24 protein-coding genes are annotated in these 20,364 nt (G+C 53.7%); 10 read left to right on the forward strand and 14 right to left on the reverse strand.

Annotated features, from left to right (window positions below; genetic code table 11):
* Positions 1–80: 80 nt before the first annotated feature.
* Complete coding sequence (gene punC / locus QLG08_RS21705; RefSeq protein ID WP_014605955.1) at positions 81–1,283, reverse strand: purine nucleoside transporter PunC; 1,203 nt, start codon at positions 1,281–1,283, stop codon at positions 81–83.
* 108 nt (positions 1,284–1,391) lie between these two features.
* Between punC and punR the strand changes: the two genes are divergently transcribed.
* A complete protein-coding gene (gene punR / locus QLG08_RS21710) occupies positions 1,392–2,297 on the forward strand; it encodes a DNA-binding transcriptional activator PunR (protein WP_013025606.1) in 906 nt (301 codons plus the stop codon).
* Here the strand turns inward: punR and purR are convergent.
* On the reverse strand, positions 2,294–3,319 hold the full coding sequence (gene purR / locus QLG08_RS21715) for an HTH-type transcriptional repressor PurR (RefSeq protein WP_014605954.1): 1,026 nt from the start codon (positions 3,317–3,319) through the stop codon (positions 2,294–2,296). The two genes, punR and purR, sit on opposite strands and share 4 nt — an antisense overlap.
* A gap of 280 nt (positions 3,320–3,599) precedes the next feature.
* Between purR and QLG08_RS21720 the strand changes: the two genes are divergently transcribed.
* On the forward strand, positions 3,600–3,689 hold the full coding sequence (locus QLG08_RS21720; protein ID WP_019105306.1) for a YnhF family membrane protein: 90 nt from the start codon (positions 3,600–3,602) through the stop codon (positions 3,687–3,689).
* 64 nt (positions 3,690–3,753) lie between these two features.
* Here QLG08_RS21720 and QLG08_RS21725 read toward each other — a convergent pair whose 3' ends face one another.
* A complete protein-coding gene (locus QLG08_RS21725; RefSeq protein ID WP_014593610.1) occupies positions 3,754–4,575 on the reverse strand; it encodes an NlpC/P60 family protein in 822 nt (273 codons plus the stop codon).
* Between the two features lie 364 nt (positions 4,576–4,939).
* Here QLG08_RS21725 and QLG08_RS21730 point away from each other — a divergent pair, with 364 nt between their 5' ends.
* The gene (locus QLG08_RS21730; protein WP_170934913.1) at positions 4,940–5,275 is read left to right on the forward strand and encodes a Grx4 family monothiol glutaredoxin; all 336 of its coding nucleotides are present in this window, start codon (positions 4,940–4,942) and stop codon (positions 5,273–5,275) included.
* Between the two features lie 45 nt (positions 5,276–5,320).
* On the opposite strand, the gene rnt is transcribed toward QLG08_RS21730, so the two are convergent.
* From rnt to QLG08_RS21750, 4 genes are all read right to left on the reverse strand, one after another.
* The gene (gene rnt / locus QLG08_RS21735) at positions 5,321–5,992 is read right to left on the reverse strand and encodes a ribonuclease T (RefSeq protein WP_029569947.1); all 672 of its coding nucleotides are present in this window, start codon (positions 5,990–5,992) and stop codon (positions 5,321–5,323) included.
* Between the two features lie 119 nt (positions 5,993–6,111).
* On the reverse strand, positions 6,112–6,519 hold the full coding sequence (gene gloA, locus QLG08_RS21740) for a lactoylglutathione lyase (RefSeq protein WP_013025612.1): 408 nt from the start codon (positions 6,517–6,519) through the stop codon (positions 6,112–6,114).
* Between the two features lie 110 nt (positions 6,520–6,629).
* The gene (locus tag QLG08_RS21745) at positions 6,630–7,727 is read right to left on the reverse strand and encodes an alkene reductase (protein ID WP_014605951.1); all 1,098 of its coding nucleotides are present in this window, start codon (positions 7,725–7,727) and stop codon (positions 6,630–6,632) included.
* Between the two features lie 46 nt (positions 7,728–7,773).
* Entirely contained in the window at positions 7,774–8,376 is a 603-nt protein-coding gene (locus tag QLG08_RS21750) for a TetR/AcrR family transcriptional regulator (RefSeq protein WP_022622467.1), read from the reverse strand.
* A gap of 175 nt (positions 8,377–8,551) precedes the next feature.
* Here QLG08_RS21750 and QLG08_RS21755 point away from each other — a divergent pair, with 175 nt between their 5' ends.
* The 4 genes from QLG08_RS21755 to QLG08_RS21770 all read left to right on the forward strand — a co-directional run bounded on the left by QLG08_RS21755 (position 8,552) and on the right by QLG08_RS21770 (position 10,960).
* Positions 8,552–8,791 carry a DUF1289 domain-containing protein gene (locus tag QLG08_RS21755; RefSeq protein ID WP_071785158.1) on the forward strand — a complete coding sequence of 80 codons (240 nt, stop codon included), beginning with the start codon at positions 8,552–8,554 and terminating at the stop codon, positions 8,789–8,791.
* 68 nt (positions 8,792–8,859) lie between these two features.
* Positions 8,860–9,756, forward strand: a complete 897-nt coding sequence (locus QLG08_RS21760) for an aldo/keto reductase family oxidoreductase (RefSeq protein ID WP_029569950.1) — start codon at positions 8,860–8,862, stop codon at positions 9,754–9,756.
* Between the two features lie 81 nt (positions 9,757–9,837).
* A complete protein-coding gene (gene sodC, locus QLG08_RS21765; protein WP_014605947.1) occupies positions 9,838–10,356 on the forward strand; it encodes a superoxide dismutase family protein in 519 nt (172 codons plus the stop codon).
* Between the two features lie 136 nt (positions 10,357–10,492).
* Positions 10,493–10,960, forward strand: coding sequence for a hypothetical protein (locus tag QLG08_RS21770; RefSeq protein WP_014593614.1), 468 nt, complete (start codon positions 10,493–10,495; stop codon positions 10,958–10,960).
* Here the strand turns inward: QLG08_RS21770 and QLG08_RS21775 are convergent, their stop codons facing one another.
* From QLG08_RS21775 to QLG08_RS21785, 3 genes are read right to left on the reverse strand one after another with little or no spacing between them, the layout of a single operon-like run.
* A complete protein-coding gene (locus QLG08_RS21775; RefSeq protein ID WP_089517376.1) occupies positions 10,961–12,961 on the reverse strand; it encodes an FUSC family protein in 2,001 nt (666 codons plus the stop codon). It abuts the gene before it with no gap.
* Positions 12,958–13,815, reverse strand: a complete 858-nt coding sequence (locus QLG08_RS21780) for an HlyD family secretion protein (protein ID WP_196492565.1) — start codon at positions 13,813–13,815, stop codon at positions 12,958–12,960. The genes QLG08_RS21775 and QLG08_RS21780 overlap by 4 nt, the downstream gene beginning before the upstream one ends.
* 5 nt (positions 13,816–13,820) lie before the next feature.
* The gene (locus tag QLG08_RS21785; protein ID WP_013025621.1) at positions 13,821–14,063 is read right to left on the reverse strand and encodes a DUF1656 domain-containing protein; all 243 of its coding nucleotides are present in this window, start codon (positions 14,061–14,063) and stop codon (positions 13,821–13,823) included.
* A 141-nt stretch (positions 14,064–14,204) separates the two neighbouring features.
* Between QLG08_RS21785 and slyA the strand changes: the two genes are divergently transcribed.
* The gene (slyA, locus tag QLG08_RS21790) at positions 14,205–14,642 is read left to right on the forward strand and encodes a transcriptional regulator SlyA (protein ID WP_013025622.1); all 438 of its coding nucleotides are present in this window, start codon (positions 14,205–14,207) and stop codon (positions 14,640–14,642) included.
* Positions 14,643–14,686: 44 nt separating this feature from the next.
* Here the strand turns inward: slyA and slyB are convergent, their stop codons facing one another.
* Positions 14,687–15,154, reverse strand: coding sequence for an outer membrane lipoprotein SlyB (gene slyB / locus QLG08_RS21795; RefSeq protein WP_013025623.1), 468 nt, complete (start codon positions 15,152–15,154; stop codon positions 14,687–14,689).
* Between the two features lie 284 nt (positions 15,155–15,438).
* Here slyB and anmK point away from each other — a divergent pair, with 284 nt between their 5' ends.
* Positions 15,439–16,575, forward strand: coding sequence for an anhydro-N-acetylmuramic acid kinase (gene anmK, locus QLG08_RS21800; protein WP_238493320.1), 1,137 nt, complete (start codon positions 15,439–15,441; stop codon positions 16,573–16,575).
* A gap of 32 nt (positions 16,576–16,607) precedes the next feature.
* On the opposite strand, the gene QLG08_RS21805 is transcribed toward anmK, so the two are convergent.
* Both QLG08_RS21805 and QLG08_RS21810 read right to left on the reverse strand, forming a co-directional pair.
* Entirely contained in the window at positions 16,608–16,841 is a 234-nt protein-coding gene (locus QLG08_RS21805; protein ID WP_006119000.1) for a DUF4060 family protein, read from the reverse strand.
* 229 nt (positions 16,842–17,070) lie between these two features.
* Complete coding sequence (locus tag QLG08_RS21810; protein WP_014593617.1) at positions 17,071–18,282, reverse strand: diguanylate phosphodiesterase; 1,212 nt, start codon at positions 18,280–18,282, stop codon at positions 17,071–17,073.
* Between the two features lie 721 nt (positions 18,283–19,003).
* Between QLG08_RS21810 and QLG08_RS21815 the strand changes: the two genes are divergently transcribed.
* Positions 19,004–19,279, forward strand: a complete 276-nt coding sequence (locus QLG08_RS21815) for a hypothetical protein (protein WP_014605943.1) — start codon at positions 19,004–19,006, stop codon at positions 19,277–19,279.
* Between the two features lie 221 nt (positions 19,280–19,500).
* Here the strand turns inward: QLG08_RS21815 and QLG08_RS21820 are convergent, their stop codons facing one another.
* On the reverse strand, positions 19,501–20,265 hold the full coding sequence (locus QLG08_RS21820) for an SDR family oxidoreductase (RefSeq protein ID WP_013025626.1): 765 nt from the start codon (positions 20,263–20,265) through the stop codon (positions 19,501–19,503).
* Positions 20,266–20,364 lie beyond the last annotated feature (99 nt).

Consider the following 20,364-nt stretch of genomic DNA (forward strand, 5'->3'; position numbering starts at 1 on the left):
TACGGCGAATCAGGGCCCGGCACAGGAGGCGCTGGCGGGCCCGTCACGTGTTGATCACTCAGACGACAAAAGTCGTTGCCTCAGTGATTATCCTGGCAGGGATGTGCCGTTGAGGCAATATCAGTTTGTGCGCCGGTGCGGCGCTGCATCTGATAGCCTGCCAGCGCCAGTACAATCGTCACCGCCATGATGAGCGTTGTGGTGAACAGCGCCTGGGTCAGGCCCGCCGAGACGGCCAGGCTGGCGACAAAGCACAGGCCCAGCTGCAGCGTGTTCTGCAGGGCGGCGGCTCTGCCGGTCGCATGGGGGAAGGGCAGAAGTGCACTGGATACGACGATGGGATAAATCGCCCCGTTCGCCAGCGCCATGCCGCAAAACGGCACCAGCAAAGCGGTGAGTGAAACCGAGCCTGACAGGGCGACGGCAAACAGGGCCAGTACGCTAAGGCTATAGACGATGAGCAGCCATGGCAGCAACTGCGCCCCTTTGAAACGGTTAAGGAGCGCACGGCAGCCAAAACCGCCGACTAAGAAAGCAATGGTCTGCGGAATATAGCTTAAGCCGATATCAGCAGGCGACAGGCCAATCGCTGCCAGAATAAACGGTGATCCGGTCAGCCAGGCAAAAAAGCTGGCCGAGCAGGCAGAATACATCAGGACGTTACCGCTGTAGACGCGTGAACGCAGCAGCGTCATAAAACCGGGCTGTGACGGGGCCGGGCGGCGGGCTGTTTGTACCGATGGCAGGCGCAGCGTAATCAGGATCAGGGCTGCGGCAATCGCGGTCAGAACGACAAAAATTGAGCGCCAGTGAAAATGGCTAATCAGCCAGGCTCCCAGCAGCGGGGCCAGCGCAGGAGACAGCGCGACCAGCGGCATAATAGTGGCAAAGACTTTATTCGCGCGCGACTGAGGATAGCGATCGACCACCAGGGCCTGCCAGCTCACGGCAGCCGCGCACACGCCGATGGCCTGAATGAAGCGCAGCACCAGCATCAGTACGACGTCGTCCACCCACAGCATCCCCGCACAACCCAGCGCAAACAGGCTCAGTCCTGCCAGCAATACCGGTTTGCGGCCAATACGATCTGACAGCGGTCCCCATACCAGCTGACCACAGGCAAAACCCGCCAGGAACAGGCTCATACTGGCGCTGATCATCCCGGCGGAGGTGTTAAAACTTTGCTGCATGGCCCCGAAGGCGGGCAGGTACATATCGGTGGCCAGAAAGCCCAGCATACTGAGCACGGCAAGATAGGGAATGAATCCTTTAGAAGCTGACATCTGATTCTCATTTTTTGCAGGATAAACGCGGGGCAGTGTAAAAGCTGTACTTCATACTGTGAAACGGTAAAATTTGCCTGTTGCTGTTAAAAAATTTAAAGGCAGGATATGTGGTCTGAATATGCGCTTGAAGTGGTTGATGCGGTCGCGCGTGGCGGCAGTTTCAGTGCCGCGGCCCAGGAGTTGCACCGTGTGCCTTCTGCTATCAGCTATACCGTTCGCCAGCTTGAAACCTGGCTGGCGGTACCGCTGTTTGAACGGCAGCACCGGGAGGTCGTTTTGACACCTGCGGGCGAACATTTTGTGCGAGAAGGCCGCAGCGTCATCAAAAAAATGGATGCCACGCGCCGTCAGTGCCAGCAACTGGCCAACGGCTGGCGAGGGCAAATCGCGATTGCGGTGGACTGCATTGTGAAACCGCACCGAACCCGTCAGTTCGTCAGGGATTTCTATCGCCACTTTCCGGATATGGAGCTCCACATCAGTTATGAAGTGTTTAACGGCGTATGGGATGCGCTGGCTGACGGAAGAGTCGAGGTCGCAATAGGCGCGACTCAGGCGATTCCGGTGGGCGGGCGGTTTGCTTTCCGCGATATGGGAACTCTGAACTGGCGCTGCATCGTCGCGCGGGAACATCCGTTAACCCAGGTCGCCCGGCTGGATGATGAGGCGTTGCGCAACTGGCCTTCGCTGGTGCTGGAAGACACCTCGCGTGCGTTACCGCGCCGTATGACCTGGGCTCTGGATAATCAACGCCGACTGGTGGTGCCTGAATGGCAGACCGGGCTGGACTGCGTCCGGGCCGGGCTGTGCGTCGCAATGGTGCCGGGGCACTTAGCCCGCCCGCTACTGGACAGCGGCGAAGTGACCGAACTTAACTTGCCCCAGCCTTTTCCAGAAAGTCCCTGCTGCGTCAGTTGGGCGGAAGATCGCGCATCACCGGCATTGGGCTGGTTGCTCAATTACCTGGGTGATGCGCAAACGCTCAATCAGGAGTGGTTGAGCGAGGATTAACGACGGTAGTCGCGATAGGGACCGTAGCCTACAGAGCGTCGCTCAATCAGTGTCGGATGCACTTCGATGGTTTGCGACTCTTCACGCTTGCTGGTAATGCGGTCCAGCAACATTTCCAGAGCCTTCTCCCCGAGTTGCGCTTTTGGCTGGTGCACGGTAGTGAGTGCAGGCGTGAAATAGCGTGCGTTGCGCACATTATCGTAGCCAATCACCGAAATATCCTGCGGGACGCGCAGGCCCATTTCATCGGCGGCACAGATAGCGCCCATGGCCATAATATCGCCACCGCAGAACACCGCGCTTGGGCGCTGCTTCTGCGACAGAATTTGCTGCATAGCCTGATACCCGGATTCAGGCTCGAAATCGCCCTGCACAATCCACTCTGAACGCGGCTGAATACCGGCTTCTTCCAGCGCCTTGAGGAAACCGGCATGACGGCCACCACCGGTGTTACGTTCCATTTGCCCTGGAATGGCGCCAATATCGCGATGCCCGCGTTCGATGAGGTAGCGGCCGGCCAGATAACCGCCCTGAAACGCATTATCCAGCACCGTGTCAGTAAAATCGGCACGGGATTCGCCCCAGTCCATGACCACCATGGGAATATTGCGGTTGGCTTCCAGCATTTGCAGCAAATCATCCGGGTACTCAGAACACATGACCAGCAGCCCATCGACGCGCTTCTGCGCCATCATCGAGAGGTAGGCACGCTGTTTTTGCAGGTCGTTATGCGCGTTGCCTAAAATCAGGGTGTAGCCTTTATCAAAGCAGTGATTCTCCACGGCTTCAATAATTTCAGCGAAATAGGGCGCCTCGCTGGAGGTGGCCAAAAGGCCCAGCGTTTTGGTGTGATTCACCTTCAGGCTGCGTGCTACGGCGCTGGGTGAATAATGTAATTCCCGAATCGCTTCCCAGACCGCTTCGCGGGTATCTTCTGCGACAAAGCGCGTCTTATTGATGACGTGAGAAACGGTTGTGGTAGAGACGCCTGCACGTTTCGCCACATCTTTAATTGTTGCCATGAAAATCGAACTCCCGGGCTTATCTAACCTGTTGATAAGCATGTTGTTAAACGTTTGCGTCAGCGGACGGTTATTTCTGCAAAAAAATCGTTTTTCTGACCGGTTATGGGGCATCGGGGCAGGAAATAACGGTTGAAAAGGGTGCTGACGCAACCGATGTTGCGCGCTGTTGCGCAACAAAGAGGGGATTCTAACAAGGCTGCACGGATAAAACGAGATTTTTACCCACGCGTGTGGGAAAATGCTTAACCCCTACTAAAATTGTGCCTAAGGAGTTGTGATGAGTACCGATCTGAAACTGTCATTGATGACCACGGCGGCTGCACTGTTGATGATTATTGCGTTCAGCTTTACCGCCATTCTGAACTAATAAAAAAGCCGGGAAGGTTTCCCTGTCCCGGCTGCGTTCCGTCGGTATGACGGAGGAGTGACGTTTAGCGAACGGTTTTTGGCGTCATGACGCGACGCGCACCAATATAGTGGCGCTGCCAGTAATCTTCGCTTAACGCACTGATTTGAATGTCCTTTCCGGTACGCGGTGACTGAATAAATTTACCGTTACCCAGGTAAACACCCACGTGGTCGGCCGTGCCACGTCCGTTGATGCGGAAAAACACCAGATCGCCTTTCTCCAGCGCTTCCCGATTCACCGGCGCGGCATCCCGCAGGTGATACATTTCATTTGCAGTACGCGGAATTTTAAATTTCACCACATCTTTGTAGGCGTACCACACCAGGCCGCTGCAGTCGAAACCGGTATGCGGCGATTTTCCGCCCCACTGGTAGCGCTTGCCCAGCTGTCCCATCAGTTTCGCCATCGCCGTTTCACGTGCTTTTTGATAGCGCTGACGGTGTGCGTTGCTCATTTTGATGGTGCCGGTATCCTTGCTGTCCGCTTTCGCCACCTTCACCGCGCGTTGATGACCATAGCGTTTCTTGCTGGTGGCGTTGGCGGCCACTTTTTTGGTGAGCTTCTTGTGTGAATCAGTCGCTTTGGTCAGGGTTTTGTGAGAGGCAACCGCGTGAGAGGGATTTTTACTGGTTTTAAGCGTTTTGCTGGATTTCTGCTCTGCGGAGGAACGGCTTTTTTTCGCCGACGCTTTAACCGTGCGTCGCTTGCGCCGCTCATCTTCGCGCGCACTTTTTTTCTCTACCTTATGCAAGCTGGCCTTAACCGGCGCCTGCGGTGATGCAGAGGCGACGTTAAAGAACAGTTGCGCAAAAGCCAGAATAAGAAGCGTAATAATTGAACGCATAGTCCGTTTACTGGTTAAGCTGTCAGGTTCAACAGATATCTGACAAGGTTAAGAAAAATCTGATCAACGATCAGCGCCGAAGACATTCTAGTCCAGTTTTTTTTAAAACAGTAAGTCCTTTTTTTATTAATTAATAACTTGGGTAAAAAGCAGGCATAAATAAGCAATTTCAGCAGGTTAACTCAGCAAAATTATTGCAAATTATTAATGCATTCACCTTTTGGATCCCGATGAGCGGGTGGATAGCGCGCAAGCGGACTTAACAAACATGGCGGTTTGCCCTAACGGGAAGAAAATCTCATTTTCAGTCCTGAAGGGAAGTCGCTACAATAAAGAAACACGAAGTGACGAATTAAGGAAGGCAATAATGAGTACTGTAGAAAAAATTCAGCGCCAGATCGCAGAAAACCCGATCCTGCTGTACATGAAAGGTTCGCCGAAACTGCCAAGTTGCGGTTTCTCTGCCCAGGCGGTTCAGGCGCTGTCTGCCTGTGGTGAGCGCTTCGCTTACGTGGATATTCTGCAGAACCCGGATATTCGCGCAGAGCTGCCAAAGTATGCTAACTGGCCAACCTTCCCTCAGCTGTGGGTCGATGGCGAACTGGTTGGCGGCTGTGACATTATTGTTGAGATGTTCCAGCGTGGTGAATTACAACCGCTGGTCAAAGAAACCGCTGAGAAGTTTAAAGAAGCGGAATAATAAAAAAGGCCGACATCGTCGGCCTTTTCTTCGTTTAACGGGCCTTTACTCCGCCGCGCCCTGATCTTCTGTTGCCTCTTCCGCTAGAGCCAGCGGCCAGCCTCCCAGACGTTTCCAGCGATTGACCAGTTCGCAGAACAGCGTGGCCGTTTGCTGCGTGTCATACAGCGCAGAGTGCGCCTGACTGCTGTCAAATTCCATCCCGGCCGCTTTGCAGGCTTTGGCCAGTACCGTCTGACCCAGCACTAACCCGCTCAGGGCGGCCGTGTCGAAAGTGGCAAAAGGATGAAACGGATTCCGTTTCAGGCTGGCGCGTTCGGCGGCGGCATTCATAAAATTAAGATCGAAGGTCGCATTATGCGCCACCATGATCGCGCGATTGCACCCGGTATCTTTAATGCCTTTGCGCACCAGTTTAAAAATGGCATGCAAGGCTTCGTATTCGCTCACCGCGCCCCGTAACGGATTGCTGGGATCGATGCCGGTAAAGGCAAGGGCTTCCGGATGCAGCAGAGCGCCGACAAAAGGTTCAACATGAAAATGCAGTGTCTGGTCGTGATGAAGCCAACCCTCGTCATCCATTTTCAGCGTAATGGCCGCGACTTCCAGCAGCGCATCGGTTTGCGCATTGAAGCCCGCCGTTTCCACATCGATAACCACGGGATAGAAACCACGAAAGCGTTGATTGAGTGCGTTGGGGGAAGACGATTCAGACATCAGGATCTCATTGCAGAAAAAGGGCAGCGCGTAGTATGCCAAAAAAGCGCCCCGTCTGCAGCAGGTACAGGTAAGGGAAGCGAGAATCAGCCCGCGTTGCGCGGGCTGATGTTGACGGCTTAGCTGCCGAGGCCGTGTCCGGCATGTTTATTTTCGATCAGTTCGATTTTATAACCGTCTGGATCTTCAACAAAGGCAATGATCGTGGTGCCACCTTTGACCGGGCCGGCTTCACGCGTCACGTTACCGCCGTCGTTACGGATGCGCTCGCAGGTTGCGGCAACATCATCAACGCCCAACGCGATGTGACCATAAGCGTTACCGAGATCGTAGCTGTCAACGCCCCAGTTGTAGGTCAGCTCAATAACGGCACCTTCGCTCTCTTCGGTGTAGCCCACAAACGCCAGGGTATATTTATATTCAGCGTTTTCGCTTTGGCGCAGCAGGCGCATGCCCAGCACGCGAGTGTAAAAATCAATGGAGCGTTGCAAATCGCCAACGCGCAGCATGGTATGAAGTAAACGCATAGCTTCCTCTTTTGAAAAACGTCATCCCCGGATGACACAAACACTCAGTATAGCGACGATAATCGCCAAAGAATAACCGCAGCCGTGAAAGACTCACGGCTGCCTGCGTTTTACAGTGCAGGATAGTCAGTATAGCCTTCAGCGCCGCCACCGTAGAAGGATTCGGGACGCTGTGGATTCAGTGGTGCATCTTGTTGTAAACGCTGGGCCAGATCCGGGTTAGCGATGTAATCCCGACCAAAGGCAACGGCATCGATCAAGCCGCGGCTGATAAGATCATCCGCTTTCTCAACGGTGTAAGCGCCAGCGCCAATAATTACGCCCGGGAAGGTATCACGGACTTTCTGACGGAAGGCGTCGCTGTAAGGTGTACCGCCTGCCCAGTCAGGTTCTGACATATGCAGATAGGCAATCTTGCGTTTCGCCAGTTCAGCGATGTACCACAGTGCATCTTCTTCTTCGTTCGGGCCATTATCCAGGTTCTGGAAGCTGCCGACAGGAGAGACACGGATACCAACACGATCCGCTGACCAGTTGGCAATCGCGGCATCGACCACTTCAAGCGCAAAACGTCCGCGTTTCTCAACGCTGCCGCCGTACTCATCGGTACGCTGATTCGAGGACGGTGACAGGAACTGGTGCATCAGATAGCCGTGAGCGGAGTGCAGTTCCAGCATGTCGAAGTCTGCTTCCCGCGCATTGGCAGCGGCCTGACCAAAATCGGCAACGATTTGCTGAATTTCACTGATGCTCAGTTCGCGCGGCACTGAGGTATCTTCGCGATACACGCTGCCGTCTTCGGCACGCAGGGAAGTGCGTGTGCCTGCAGGAATCGCCGAAGGCGCAACCGGCGCTTTACCTTCCGGCTGGACGCTGTTATGTGAAATACGGCCGGTGTGCCACAGCTGTACGGCACTGTGTCCGCCTGCCTGGTGGATACCTTCGTTAATATTTTTCCACGCGGCGATTTGCGGCTGGGTGTGTAAACCCGGCGCACCCGCATAACCTTTGGCCTGGAAAGAAATCTGGGTAGCTTCGGTAATAATCAGGCCCGCCCCCGCGCGCTGACGATAGTATTCGGCCATCAACGGCGTCGGGATATCGCCTGGCTCAATGCTACGCAAGCGCGTCAGCGGGGCCATAAAGACACGATTAGGCACGGTAATTGCGCCAACTTTTAGCGGACGAAACAGCTGAGTACTCGCCATAACAACTCCTTTTAAGTAGACCGGTCGTCTACAAATTGTGGTTTTTTTAAACCAGTGGCGCTTTCAGCCACTGTTCGATGGTAATAAACGCCAGCCGCAGGGGCTGTGCCTTACGGGAAAGCTTGCTTTGCAAACTGGCACCGAGCCACAAGACATAGAGTAGCTCTGCCAGCTGTTCAGGCGGATGCGGCAATATCAGTCCTTCTTCCTGCTGTGCCGTCGTTAAGGCGCGGCTATAAGCCGCGATAACATGACTGGCACCGTGCTGCAGGGCACCGCGCATGGGTTCAGACAGGTCGCAAACTTCAGCCGACAGTTTCACACTCAGACAACCGACGATGTGCCCCTGTTGTTCAAACACCGCAAGCGCATGTCTGAAATGGTCTAACAATCGTTCTCTCACCGTGCCCGCTGGCTGAGACAACTGTTGCTCTACCTCATGCAGGTAGCGGACAAAGTAGCGCTCAAGCAGGGCAACGCCAAACGCTTCTTTTGACGGGAAATAGTAATAAAACGACCCTTTCGGAATGGCCGCCTGTGTCAGCAGCTGACTCAGCCCCATGGCGGTAAATCCGCGCTGCAGGCAAAGCTTCTCGCCCGTTATCAGCAGGTGTTCACGTGTTTCATGACGTTGTGGCATCTTGTTCATGGGCTTTATCCTGGTAGACCAATCGGTCTAATGCAAATTTTAATCGCGGGACAGGCACAGAGTGTTAAATCATCACGTATTGAAAGTGAATAAATCGTCCTTGTTGTGATTATTTCTTGCACAATCGCACCAGTCTGTCTTCAATAGAGGGATGCACGTTTTAGCGGGGGCAGTTGTGGCAGAGCAGCTTGAGTTTTTTCCGGTTCCCAGTCCATGCCGGAGTATTTGTCAGACAGATTCACGTGGCTATTGTCTCGGTTGCCTGCGCAGCCGCGACGAGCGTTTTAACTGGATGCGCTATACCGACAGCCAGAAACGTGACGTGCTGCGCCTTTGCCATCAGCGCCGCCTGCGTATGCTGCGTCAGCAGCATAAGGATGAGCCTCAGGAACCCCAGCAACCGACCTTGTTCTGACCCCCGCACGATTTCCGTTATACTCCCTGACAGACAACCAGCCGCTTTTGTGTCAAAGGGAGAACACGATGTTACAACCGCAAGCTATTGCGCCACAGGGCCCTCACTTTTCCCCGCTGATTATGGGCTACTGGCGCCTGATGGAGTGGGACATGACGCCACAGCAACGGGTCGCCTTTATTGAACACCATCTTTCACTGGGAATTTCCACGGTCGATCATGCTGATATTTATGGTGATTACCGTTGCGAGGCGGCGTTTGGTGAAGCATTAAAACAGGCACCCTCGCTGCGCCAGCGGCTTCAGATTGTCACGAAATGCGGCATTGCGACGCGCGCCAAACCCGAACATCAGATTGGCCATTACATCACCGATACCGCACACATTCTTGCCAGCGCAGAGCGTTCGCTGCAGGCTTTTCACACCGATTATCTCGACCTCCTGTTGATTCATCGGCCCGATCCCCTTATGGACGCCGATGACGTTGCCGATGCGTTTCTTCAACTGCATCAGGCCGGTAAAGTGCTTCATTTCGGCGTGTCCAATTTTACACCTGCGCAGTTTGCCCTGTTGCAGTCGCGTCTGCCTTTTAGCCTGGTCACTAATCAACTTGAAATCTCTCCCGTTCAGCAAAACGTGCTGCTGGATGGTTCGCTGGATCACTGCCAGCAGCAGCGCCTGCGCCCTATGGCATGGTCCTGTCTCGGGGGCGGACGTCTGTTCAGCGATCCCCATTTCCAGCCGTTACGTGACGAGCTGGCGCGGGTCCGAGAGGAGACAGGCGCATCCAGTCTGGAACAGGTTGTCTACGCGTGGGTGATGCGCCTGCCGAGCAAGCCGTTACCTATCATCGGCTCCGGCAAAACCCAGCGCGTCACCGAGGCGGCGGGGGCCGTGGATCTGTCGCTCAGTCGCCAACAGTGGTTCCGTATTCGTAAGGCAGCGCTGGGCTACGACGTACCCTGAGCGTAAACATTCGTCAATTTGCGGCAATCTTTGCGCACTGAGGCCAGGCTTAAGCTGAACCCAGAGCACTAAGGAGCCACAATGAAAGTGAAAACTATCGCGTTGTTGACGCTGTTAACCTGCGGCGCAGCCCAGGCCGCCAGTGAAGAGGTGACGATTCATGAGGTGTCGCCGCAGGGTATCGGCAAATCTGTTGGCACGGTGAAGATCGAAGAAACGCAATATGGTTTGCAGTTTACGCCCATGCTGGCGGGGCTAAAACCGGGCATCCACGGCTTCCATGTCCATGCGAAAGGCAGCTGTGAACCAGGTGAATCAGAGGGGAAAACGGTGGCCGCGGGCGCGGCGGGTGGTCATCTGGACCCGGATAATACCGGTAAACATCTCGGACCCTACGGTGAAGGTCACTTAGGGGACCTGCCAGCGCTCTACGTGGATGACCAGGGCAAGGCCAGCTATCCCGTGCTGGCACCCCGGATCAAAAACCTGAGTGAGATAAAAGGCAAGGCACTGATGGTTCACGTGGGCGGCGATAATCACGCGGATCACCCGAAACCGCTCGGCGGCGGCGGGGCACGCTTTGCCTGCGGCGTAATCTGATCAGACAGTCTGGCGGCATCGGTTGCCGCCAGCATGGCTTTTCGTACGTTGAAGATTTGTTGTAGCATCATGCCTTCATTCCCCCCTATGATACTGATTCCCGTCATAAAGCCTGACAACCTGAGGAGCAGGGTAAATGAAATGGAAGGGCGCATGGTTACTGTGCCTGCTGCTGGCAGGCTGTGATAAACCCAATGATACGCAGTTGGTAACCGAAACCGGGCGAGAGCTCCAGCGTACCATTGATACCAATCCTGCACGGATTCGGTGTGAACATATCGCGAAAGGCCGTGAGCGGCTGAGTCGGGACGTGGTGCAAAAACTTGAAGCATCGCATTGCCAAAATGTTCTGCGTAGCGCCACGGAAACCAATTTCACAGATACCACGATCTATCACCACAATACGGTGATGATTTGCGGCGGCATCACGGGGAAAAGCTTCACTGGCACCTTCATTTCCCGGCGCTTTATTTTCTCCCCGGATGAAAAAGCGCTGGTTATTGAGCCGGTTTCTGAGGCGGATAAGACGCGATTCGAAGGACAAAAAACGGTACAGCAACTGCAGGATGATTTTAACCGCCAGCATCAGCAGTACTGTCAGTAGTCAGTCGGGAATGGCCTGTTTCAGCTGTTCCAGCGAACAACGTAAGCGCCACAACAATCCGGCAAGCGTTCCGGCTTCCCGGGTATTTTCCCTGATCGTTTCATCTGTCATCGTCTGTAGCGCATCCAGTGCCGCATCAAGTTGCCGGTGCTGAACACCGCGAAGGCTCATCACATGTTGCAGATCCTGCATCGCGCGCACGCGATACTGATTCAGTACGGCGGATTCGGTGGTCCACTCGCGCAGCTGCCAGACGAGGTGTGAGCAGTTGAGCAAAACCACGCCCCAGCGCAGTAGCCAGACGCGCGCTTTTTCATCCCGACTGCTGCTGAGCTGGCCGATCTTGTGATAGATCAGCGACTCGAAGCGGTTTTGACTCAAATGGGGCCGGGGGCGAAGCTGATCGAGAAAAGCCATGCGCAGAGACTGAATATGGCGTCGGCTGCGGCGGCTATCCGAACTGGGGCGCAGTAGCTGAAACGCCAGCCAGGCAAGCAGTACGCCGCAAATTTTGGCGATATTGCCGTCAAAGAACGTTTGGTAGTCCCAGTCTGGTGGATTGGTCACGGCCAGAAACGATCCCAGAAAAACAATAAACTGTCCCCACATGGCGGCCCGCTGTTTCTGCTGCACCCGGAACAGTTGCAGGGTCAGCAACAAGGGAAATAACACCGCCAGCAGTTGCCATAGTTGATTAAACTGCACCATCAGCCCGAATTTAAACACAAAGCTAAATGCAAACAGCCACAACAGCGTTTTCAGTAATAACGTAATGCTGCCTGTGGGTGAGGGAGCCGAGGCGTAAAGCACGCAGGCGATCGCCGTGAAGGTGAGCGCCGATGCGCCCGAAGACCACTGCGTCGTAATCCAGAATGCGCAACCCGCGACCACGACAGTAAAAGTGCGCAGTGCACTCCAGCCTGCCTCTGCGCTATCGCTCTCACTGGCCAGCGCAGATACGGCCGGTGGTTGAAAGCGGGTATCCGCCTCGGCGTGCTCCAGCAGTCGTATCCAGCGCAATACGTTGAGGTACATCCAGCAGAAGTAGCGCAGCCGCTGACAGAACGCCCGCTGTCGATAATCCCCTTCGCTGGCAGGCGTAATCGTGCGCAACAACGCCGCGAGCCGATACTTATTGCAGTCCGGTTTGGCCAGTTCCTGCATGATAGCCTTCAGCACCTCAAACAGCGCCTCAGGTGCATCGGGCCAGTTCAGCAGCATACGACGAAGACTGGACAGGACGCTGGTTAGTCTCAACTGCTGATGCAGGATGTAATTCAGCACGTTATTCTGGCGGCGAAAGCGATAATGGCTCCAGAAGGCCTGGATGCGTAATAAGTTCATGGTCAGGATCTGACCAATCACCGTTTCATGGGCGCTGCGTATCTCGTCATTACGGGTGTCCTGTAGCAGGCGCGTGGCATGTTCCAGTAGGCGGGCGTGCATCTGTTTTAGCGCGTGGATGAGTGCATCGCCGTCAGAGGTGCTGGGTAAGAGCATCATCATAAAGCCCGCGCACAGCAGCCCGGAAATCACTTCACATACCCGCGCCTGAGCAATCTCCCACAGGCTGGTGATGTCCGTCAGGTTGACACAGCTGAAGGCAATAATGGCTGCGGTATAACCCGCCAGCGAAAAACCATAGGCCACGTTATTTTGATAGTGATTTGCCACCCAGGTGCACAGCGCCAGCCAGCCGGCAATATAAAGGGTGAACAGCCAGGGCTCGTTTAACGTATGGCCTGCAATCAACAGTGCAGCGGCCGCCCCCAACAGGCTACCCACGATGCGGCCCAGGCTTTTACTGATCACGCCGCCAAGGGTAGGAAAACTTACCACGGCTGCTGAGGTCATGGCCCAGTAAGGCTCGTCCAGGTTCAAACCATAGGCAATGCTCAGCGCAAGGCACATCGCGCCTGCATTGCGTAACGCATAGCGCCATTGATTGCGATCCGCCTTTACCCAGGGAAGGTTTCCCCAGGCCAGCCCGTTGAGATTCATGGTGCTATCGTAATCGTGCAGGTTGTACCGGCGATCAACAGCGCGCGATCGGGAAGCGATGTGAGGCGGATACGGACAGGGACACGTTGCGCCAGACGAACCCAGGGCACGTTCGGTTTAATATCCGGCAGTAAACCGTTATCTGCCTCCAGACTTTGATCGTAGATAGCCCGCCCGATGCTTTCTACCTGACCGGTCAACTGCGCGCCGCTGCTGTAAAGCACCACGTTGGCTGCGGCGCCAGGATGAATGTGGCGCAGCTTGGTTTCTTCAAAGTAGCCGACGACGTAGTAAGAGTGGTTGTCGACCAGGGCAAAAAGCGGCGTACCGGCGCTGGCGTAGTTGCCGGGGCGCAGGGTTAAATTACTCACCCAACCGTCCGTGGGGGCGGTGAGGGTGGTTTGCTGCAGGTTCCATTGCGCCTGATCACGCTGTGCCTGTGCCGCCTTCACGCTGGCCAGTGCGGCATCGGCGTTCAGACGGGCAACATCCAGATCTTCACCTGAAATGGTATTGCGCGGCAGCCGGCTTCGCCTGCTGAACTCGTTTTGCGCTTTAGCGAGATCGGCTTTTGCCTGGCTAAGCTGCGCATCGGCTTTATTCAGATCGATTTGCCAGGGGACGGGGTCCAGCGTCAACAACGTTTCGCCTTTGTGAACAAACTGATTATCTGTCACCTTCAATGCCACAATGCGTCCTGAAATCTGCGGCGTGATATCCACTAACTCGGCACGCACTTTTCCATCTCGTGTCCAGGGCGACTGCATGTAGTAATTCCAGGCCCACCAGGCACTGAGCAGCGCAAGGGTAAAAACAATCAGCGTTGAAAAGTACTTTAATCCGGAAAATTTCATCGTTTTCATCCGTGATCCATCAGCCAGAGTGAGGCCGTCACGCACAGCACAAATAAGGAAAGATCAAAGAGTGTGGGATGCCAGACGTCGCCAGAGGCGAGCCAGCCGCGCAGCAGTGGGTGAATCAGCAGCCAGAGAAAAAAACCGGCTAGCACCGCTTTAAACAGGGGAGGAAAGTAAAGTGACGCACCGAAAATCAGTTCCGTAAGCGGGTGAACACTGAGAAATCCGTTGCTGATGATATCCATTATGGGGATGCACTCTGGAACAGGTTAGTGAAATATTTTCAGCCGAAACTGTCTACTTAGTGATTAGTAATTTAACTTCCGGCTTGCAAAATACTATACAATGCAGCCTGATAGCTAGCCGACTAATTATAAGGAGATAACATGGATACCCCACTCGGAACGGACCTGTCCAGACTGGTGCGCATCTGGCGGGCTCTGATCGATCAACGCCTGAAGCCACTCGATTTAACCCAAACGCATTGGGTTACGCTGCACAATATCCATCAGTTACCGCCTGAGCAGTCACAAATTCAGTTAGCCAAAGCCATCGGTATCGAACAACCTTCGCTGGTCAGAACCTTAGATCAGCTTGAAGAAAAAGGGCTGATTACCCGAACCACCTGCGCACATGACCGCCGTGCCAAACGCATTAAGCTGACACAACAGGCTGAGCCGGTTATTCAGCAGGTCGAACACGTGATTGACATTACCCGTGACGATATTCTCACCGGTATCAGCCGCGATGAGATCAATCAGATGGTCTCGCTGATTGCGCGCCTTGAGAAGAATATTCTCGAACTACAGAACAAAGAAAAGTAATACCGACGCACAGTGCCAGTCACCGGCGTCGGTGGGTTACTGTATTAGCGTGGAGAAACGGTGACCTGGCTGCCATCGGTCGCCATCGCTACGCGCTGTCCTACAGAGTAACGGCTGGCGGCCTGTTTCTGCACCACCATAATGGTGTTGCCGTCATCCTTGCGGATTTCCAGTTCAACACCGTCTGTTTTGTTCATCGCACCTTGCACGCCCTGGCCCGCAACGCCACCCAGTACGGCACCGCCGGCTGTTGCCAGGCTGCGTCCCGCACCGCCGCCAATCGTGTTGCCCAGGAATCCACCCAGTACGGCACCACCGATAGCGCCAATGATATTGCTGTCATCGCCGCCCTGAATTTTAACCGGACGTACGGACACTAAGGTACCGTATGAAACGCTCTGGACCTGTTTGGCTTCACTGGCGCTGTAGGTATCGCCCGACAACGTATCGGTATTGCTACAACCTGCAAGCATCACTCCAGTCAAAGCGACCACAATTACACGCTTAATCATTTGAAAACTCCTTTATTCAAGAATGCGCCTATCTCTCGCGAAATCCTGTAAACAGTATAAGACAGAAAACTGGAGAATTGACCTTTGCCGGTATAAAACATGGCTGACGCCAGCATAGACCGTTAAATTTTAACAATGATTCAATCGATGAGAAAAAAAGTTCCAAGGCGTTAACTCACAGGCAATTTATTGATTAAAAACAAATTAATCATGGATTTAACCGCAATTTTTTGTCAGGCTTAACGCGCGTAACACCATTTTCACCTTAATGAAAAGGAACGGCTATGAAATCAGGACGCTACATCGGCGTGATGTCGGGCACCAGTCTTGATGGTGTGGATGTGGTTCTGGCGGCCATTGACGAAAATATGGTGGCTCAGCAGGCCAGCTACTGTCATCCCATGCCACCGGATTTGCGTCAGGCTATTCTGGCCATTTGCCAGGGACAGGCCCTGACGCTATCGCAGTTAGGACAGCTTGATACGCGGCTGGGGCAGCTGTTTGCTGAGGCGGTATTGACCCTGATGCGCCGTGAATCCCTTGAAGTTGGCGATATCACGGCGATCGGTTGTCACGGGCAAACCGTATGGCATGAGCCACAGAGCGCAGCGCCGAATACGCTGCAAATTGGCGATCACAATCAGATTGTTGCCGCGACCGGCATTACTGTCGTGGGGGATTTCAGGCGGCGTGATATGGCGCTGGGCGGGCAGGGCGCTCCGCTGGTGCCGGCCTTCCATCAGGCCTTGATGATGGATGCCACCGAACGTCGCATGGTGCTGAACATCGGCGGGATTGCGAATCTCTCCTTACTCATCCCGGGGCAGCCTGTTCGCGGGTTTGATACCGGGCCTGGCAATATGCTGCTTGATGCCTGGATATGGCGTAATCAGGGCAAAGCTTACGATAAAGATGCCCAGTGGGCGCTGAGTGGCAAAGTCAGTCATACCCTGCTTGATACGTTGCTGCGCGAGCCCTGGCTCGCGTTGCCGCCGCCTAAAAGCACCGGACGGGAGCTGTTTAACCTGGGCTGGCTTGAACAACATCTGCGTCATTTTCCCGGCATCGCCGCACAGGACGTTCAGGCTACGCTTAATGAATTTACCGCCGTCAGCATCGCGCAACAGGTGCAACTCAATGACGGATGCGATCGTTTACTGGCCTGTGGTGGGGGAAGCCGCAATCCGTTACTGATGGCGCGACTGGCGGCGCATCTTGCGGGTACCGAAGTGACGACAACCGATACGATCGGTATCAACGGGGATGATATGGAAGCGCTGGCGTTTGCCTGGCTGGCGTTTCGCACCCTGTCCGGCCTGCCCGGAAATTTGCCTGCGGTCACCGGCGCACGCGAAAAAAGCGTGATTGGCGCCATTTATCCCGCCAATCCGTTGTTCATGCGACAGGGGAAAGGGGACTGAATCTGTCCCCTTTTAGAACAGCGTAAAACGAATCAGGCCACGCCAGGCAGATGCGTTAACTTGCGCACGCCCGTGATGACGGTTGCCACGATGGTTTCACGCCGGGTAATGACTTCAACCTGGTAGTATTTGCTGCGATAGGCAATTGAATAGATAACCGGATGGTATTTATTTCCCTCACCATAACGAGACATATGGGCTTCCAGCGCGCGCGAGGCGGCAACGATATGGACGGGTTCTTTATCACCGCGGATGATTTGCTTCATTCAGTCCCTCAAATGCTATACCTGTGGGGCACGCCTTAACAGGGCGCGTTGCGTCGGTCTTTAACACTGAACATCTGACTGCTTAACATCATCGATAATTTAAAAAACAGCGTGCACGTCTAATATTGCAGCGCAATGACACAATCTGAAACGTGCTACTAATATTTAGCAGCACGTTTTATGTCCGGCAAGAGAGAATGAAAATTTATTGTGTTGCGGGAGCCAGGGTTTATTTAAGCTCGGGCCAGGAAACGGAAGATACGCCATTTAATTTCGGCCAGGAAAACAGGAATCCCTGAAACTGTGAAATGCCGGCGGCTTCCAGCCACATCCACTCTTCGGGCTGTTCAATCCCTTCTGCAATCACGGTAATTTCCAGCGATGAACAACATTTTAAAATCGCGTGGACGATAGCCTGCTTCGGGCCACTCTTGTGCACGTTACTAATAATACTGCGGTCGATTTTAATTTTATCGGGCTGGATCTGGGTAAGCAGTGATAACCCGGCATAACCCGCGCCAAAATCATCGAGCGCGACGCTGATACCGGCGGCTTTGAGCTGTTTCAGCGCGGCGGCAAATTCGTCAGGACGAGAGATGATCTCATTCTCGGTAAACTCAACGACAATTTGCTCCGGCACCAGCTGGTGGGCATGAATTTCCGTCAGCAGAAAGTCGACCGCGTCGGGAACAAGCACCAGCGACATCGGCAGCAGATTGATCGACAGCACCATATCATCCAGGCCGAGCGCCTTTGCCTGTGCAAAGGCCGTGCGTTTAGAGTGCAAATCGTTGCGGTAGATATCATCCGGATCAAGGCGGGAAAAATAGTGCTGTTGCGTTTCACCCTGATTGCCGCGAAGCAGCGCTTCAAGGGAAACAATTTTGCGTGCAAAGGGATCAATAATGGCCTGAAAAGCAAAATTTACGCCTTCCTGATTCAGCATGGCAACATCACCTTCGCGGGTTTCGGCCTCATCCTGAATAAAATCCCAGCTGTCTGCTGAGGGAATTTCAAAATAATTTTCTTTCTCGCGCGCTTCAACAAAGGTACGCAAGAATTTAAGCGCCCGATCTTCATAGGTCAGCTGGTATTTGGTGGTGCCTTTTTCCAGCACCGCATTAAGCACCGTGGTTTTATCGTATTGCCGCAGGTCAAACAGCTCCATGCCCACGTTGCCGAAACGTCGCGCAGGGGCATAATCGCGCATTAATTCCACAATATTATGATGGCTGGTATCGCGGCAAATACGTTCGTAAACCGCCAGCACATCACGTTCAGGACCTTCAAGGAGCTGAAAAAAGTGGGTGCCATTAAACAATAAAATACCGGTGACGCTGGATGATTCATTAATTTTGTTAGCCTTGGTGACTAATCCCTCCAGCATCTTAAGCGGAACATGGTCAGCGATGTGACTGCGATAGATAATTGTAGACAACATAAAGTCTTCCAGATTCTTGTTTTTTTACCGCACACATTGCCAGATCGCTTATCAGGCGGAGCCTAATCCTGCTGTAATACCATCGCAAAATGTGTCCTTGCCGTGCATTTCTCCAGCACGGCACAGGGGGCGCTTACCTGTGATGTTCCGTTGTCACAGAAGGTTTAACACGATCGATCCATGGGGTGGATAACAGACCATGGCGGGGGCAAACAGGTTTTTTATTATTCTGTTCATTACCAGCGTGTTACGCATTGTTTCTATTATATCAGCACTTCAGTGGTTAGGTATTGAATAGACGTATCTTTTTTGCAGGTTATGGTCCGTTAATAAATGACACCGATGAGTATTATTCTCAGGTTACCTGGGGTAATCAAATTATCCTCGTTCCCTGACTGCTACTCTTGAAAAGAAAACAGCAGTAGCCTGATTTGGCATGTTTTTTTAACCAAAACGTCGAAGGAGAGAGGTAAACACAATGATTAAAGTATCAACTCTGATCTTGCACCTGGCGCCTTTTTCAGCAGCCAGAGTCTGATAAGATGCTAACGTAAGTCAGTGACCCCGCTGCGAATAAATCTCAAAACCCCTGTTTTGTCATTATCCCTGTGGTTTTAGGGATAATTCTCAGCTAGGGTTAACAACGCTACATTATTAAATAAAACCTTACATCACTCTTTTTATCGTCCTGATTGACACAGCGACCAGCAGGGGCAGTCCTATGCTTAAATCAAGCTACTATTACGTATGTCCTTTTACCCGAGGCGGATGGATAATTCATAAAGAAGGTTGTAGCCAGCTGGATAACAGCCGTGGAAGTGAATTTATCGGTTCACTCTACACCCGGCAACAGGCCTTAACGGTCGCGAAAATCCATCACCCGGATGCGATTCTCTGCACCGCCTGCCTTAGCCCTTTCGTCTGTCCCACTGCCGGGCGGAGTCTGGCATCGCGCAATCGGGCCATGCCGACGCGACATACACCTAAGTCTTCCTGAATATTACGGACGTCAGCGCCAACGTTACGCGCGGCGGAGATATCGGTTTACTGCGCCTGAGGCGTGAGCGCGATATAAAGAAATAATGTGTGAAGGTGAAATAATAATAACCGCGAAGAAGGGTGCACATTATTACCTGGTTAACAGGCGTGACGCTCACGCCTGTTAATATTAACGCCGAAAATTACAGCTTAACGCCGAAAACTACGGCGCTGTGATGATTACGCCTGTTTAGGCTGTCCGTTCGAAGCGGTCAGGCCGCCATCAACCGGCAGATTTGCGCCGGTAATATAACGTGCGTCATCGCTGGCGATAAAGGCAATGGCATCAGCAATATCTTCAGGCTCACCTGCGCGTTTAAGCGGAATGCGGTCATAGAAACGCTCAAGCAGGGCCTGATCGTTTTTCACCGCTTCCGTCAGCTCGGTGAAGGTAAAGCCCGGGCAAATCGCATTCACTCTCACGCCGTCCGCGCCATAATCCATGGCCAGTGACCGAGTGAAGTTGGTAACGGCGCCTTTGGCCGCGTTATAGACGCTCATGCCCCAGTCGCCACCTAATCCTGATACCGACGAAATATTCACTACGTTGCCTTTCGATTTCAGCAGGGCAGGCATAAAGAAGTGCACACAGTGGAATACGCCGTCGAGATCGACGCTCATCAGCTTCTTCCAGTCAGCGGGTTCGATCTCGTGGATGCGTCCCTGAACGATAATCCCGGCATTGTTAACCAGCACGTCCATGCGGCCATATTTTTCTTCAACGCGGGCGGCCAGCGCTTTTACCTGATCGGCCTCAGCCACGTCGCAGGCCGCTGCCATATGGCCATCGCCGGGCAACTGTGCCAGGACTTTTTGCAGCTTATCCTGATTACGGCCAACCAACACGACAGATGCGCCTTCTTGTGCGAAGCGTTTGGCGCTTGCTTCACCAATTCCTGATCCGGCTCCTGTCACTACAACGATTTTACCTGTAAATCTGGACATTTTGCCTCCTTAATGGCGTCGCTTACTGTTTTAACCCTGTTCAGCCTGGCAGCCCTGCGGCCCAGGTCAAGCGCAACGGTACCGGATGCGTATTGTTTA

It is taken from the genome of Pantoea sp. V106_11 (assembly GCF_029967885.1).
Taxonomy (GTDB): Bacteria; Pseudomonadota; Gammaproteobacteria; order Enterobacterales; family Enterobacteriaceae; genus Pantoea; species Pantoea ananatis.

Excerpts from the sequence above, each read along its gene's own strand:
- punC (WP_014605955.1), bottom strand. The coding sequence starts at position 1,283 with ATGTCAGCTTCTAAAGGATTCATTCCCTATCTTGCCGTGCTCAGTATG.
- punR (WP_013025606.1), top strand. The coding sequence starts at position 1,392 with ATGTGGTCTGAATATGCGCTTGAAGTGGTTGATGCGGTCGCGCGTGGC.
- purR (WP_014605954.1), bottom strand. The coding sequence starts at position 3,319 with ATGGCAACAATTAAAGATGTGGCGAAACGTGCAGGCGTCTCTACCACA.
- QLG08_RS21720 (WP_019105306.1), top strand. The coding sequence starts at position 3,600 with ATGAGTACCGATCTGAAACTGTCATTGATGACCACGGCGGCTGCACTG.
- QLG08_RS21725 (WP_014593610.1), bottom strand. The coding sequence starts at position 4,575 with ATGCGTTCAATTATTACGCTTCTTATTCTGGCTTTTGCGCAACTGTTC.
- rnt (WP_029569947.1), bottom strand. The coding sequence starts at position 5,992 with ATGTCTGAATCGTCTTCCCCCAACGCACTCAATCAACGCTTTCGTGGT.
- gloA (WP_013025612.1), bottom strand. The coding sequence starts at position 6,519 with ATGCGTTTACTTCATACCATGCTGCGCGTTGGCGATTTGCAACGCTCC.
- QLG08_RS21745 (WP_014605951.1), bottom strand. The coding sequence starts at position 7,727 with ATGGCGAGTACTCAGCTGTTTCGTCCGCTAAAAGTTGGCGCAATTACC.
- QLG08_RS21750 (WP_022622467.1), bottom strand. The coding sequence starts at position 8,376 with ATGAACAAGATGCCACAACGTCATGAAACACGTGAACACCTGCTGATA.
- QLG08_RS21760 (WP_029569950.1), top strand. The coding sequence starts at position 8,860 with ATGTTACAACCGCAAGCTATTGCGCCACAGGGCCCTCACTTTTCCCCG.
- sodC (WP_014605947.1), top strand. The coding sequence starts at position 9,838 with ATGAAAGTGAAAACTATCGCGTTGTTGACGCTGTTAACCTGCGGCGCA.
- QLG08_RS21770 (WP_014593614.1), top strand. The coding sequence starts at position 10,493 with ATGAAATGGAAGGGCGCATGGTTACTGTGCCTGCTGCTGGCAGGCTGT.
- QLG08_RS21775 (WP_089517376.1), bottom strand. The coding sequence starts at position 12,961 with ATGAATCTCAACGGGCTGGCCTGGGGAAACCTTCCCTGGGTAAAGGCG.
- QLG08_RS21780 (WP_196492565.1), bottom strand. The coding sequence starts at position 13,815 with ATGAAATTTTCCGGATTAAAGTACTTTTCAACGCTGATTGTTTTTACC.
- QLG08_RS21785 (WP_013025621.1), bottom strand. The coding sequence starts at position 14,063 with ATGGATATCATCAGCAACGGATTTCTCAGTGTTCACCCGCTTACGGAA.
- slyA (WP_013025622.1), top strand. The coding sequence starts at position 14,205 with ATGGATACCCCACTCGGAACGGACCTGTCCAGACTGGTGCGCATCTGG.
- slyB (WP_013025623.1), bottom strand. The coding sequence starts at position 15,154 with ATGATTAAGCGTGTAATTGTGGTCGCTTTGACTGGAGTGATGCTTGCA.
- anmK (WP_238493320.1), top strand. The coding sequence starts at position 15,439 with ATGAAATCAGGACGCTACATCGGCGTGATGTCGGGCACCAGTCTTGAT.
- QLG08_RS21805 (WP_006119000.1), bottom strand. The coding sequence starts at position 16,841 with ATGAAGCAAATCATCCGCGGTGATAAAGAACCCGTCCATATCGTTGCC.
- QLG08_RS21810 (WP_014593617.1), bottom strand. The coding sequence starts at position 18,282 with ATGTTGTCTACAATTATCTATCGCAGTCACATCGCTGACCATGTTCCG.
- QLG08_RS21815 (WP_014605943.1), top strand. The coding sequence starts at position 19,004 with ATGCTTAAATCAAGCTACTATTACGTATGTCCTTTTACCCGAGGCGGA.
- QLG08_RS21820 (WP_013025626.1), bottom strand. The coding sequence starts at position 20,265 with ATGTCCAGATTTACAGGTAAAATCGTTGTAGTGACAGGAGCCGGATCA.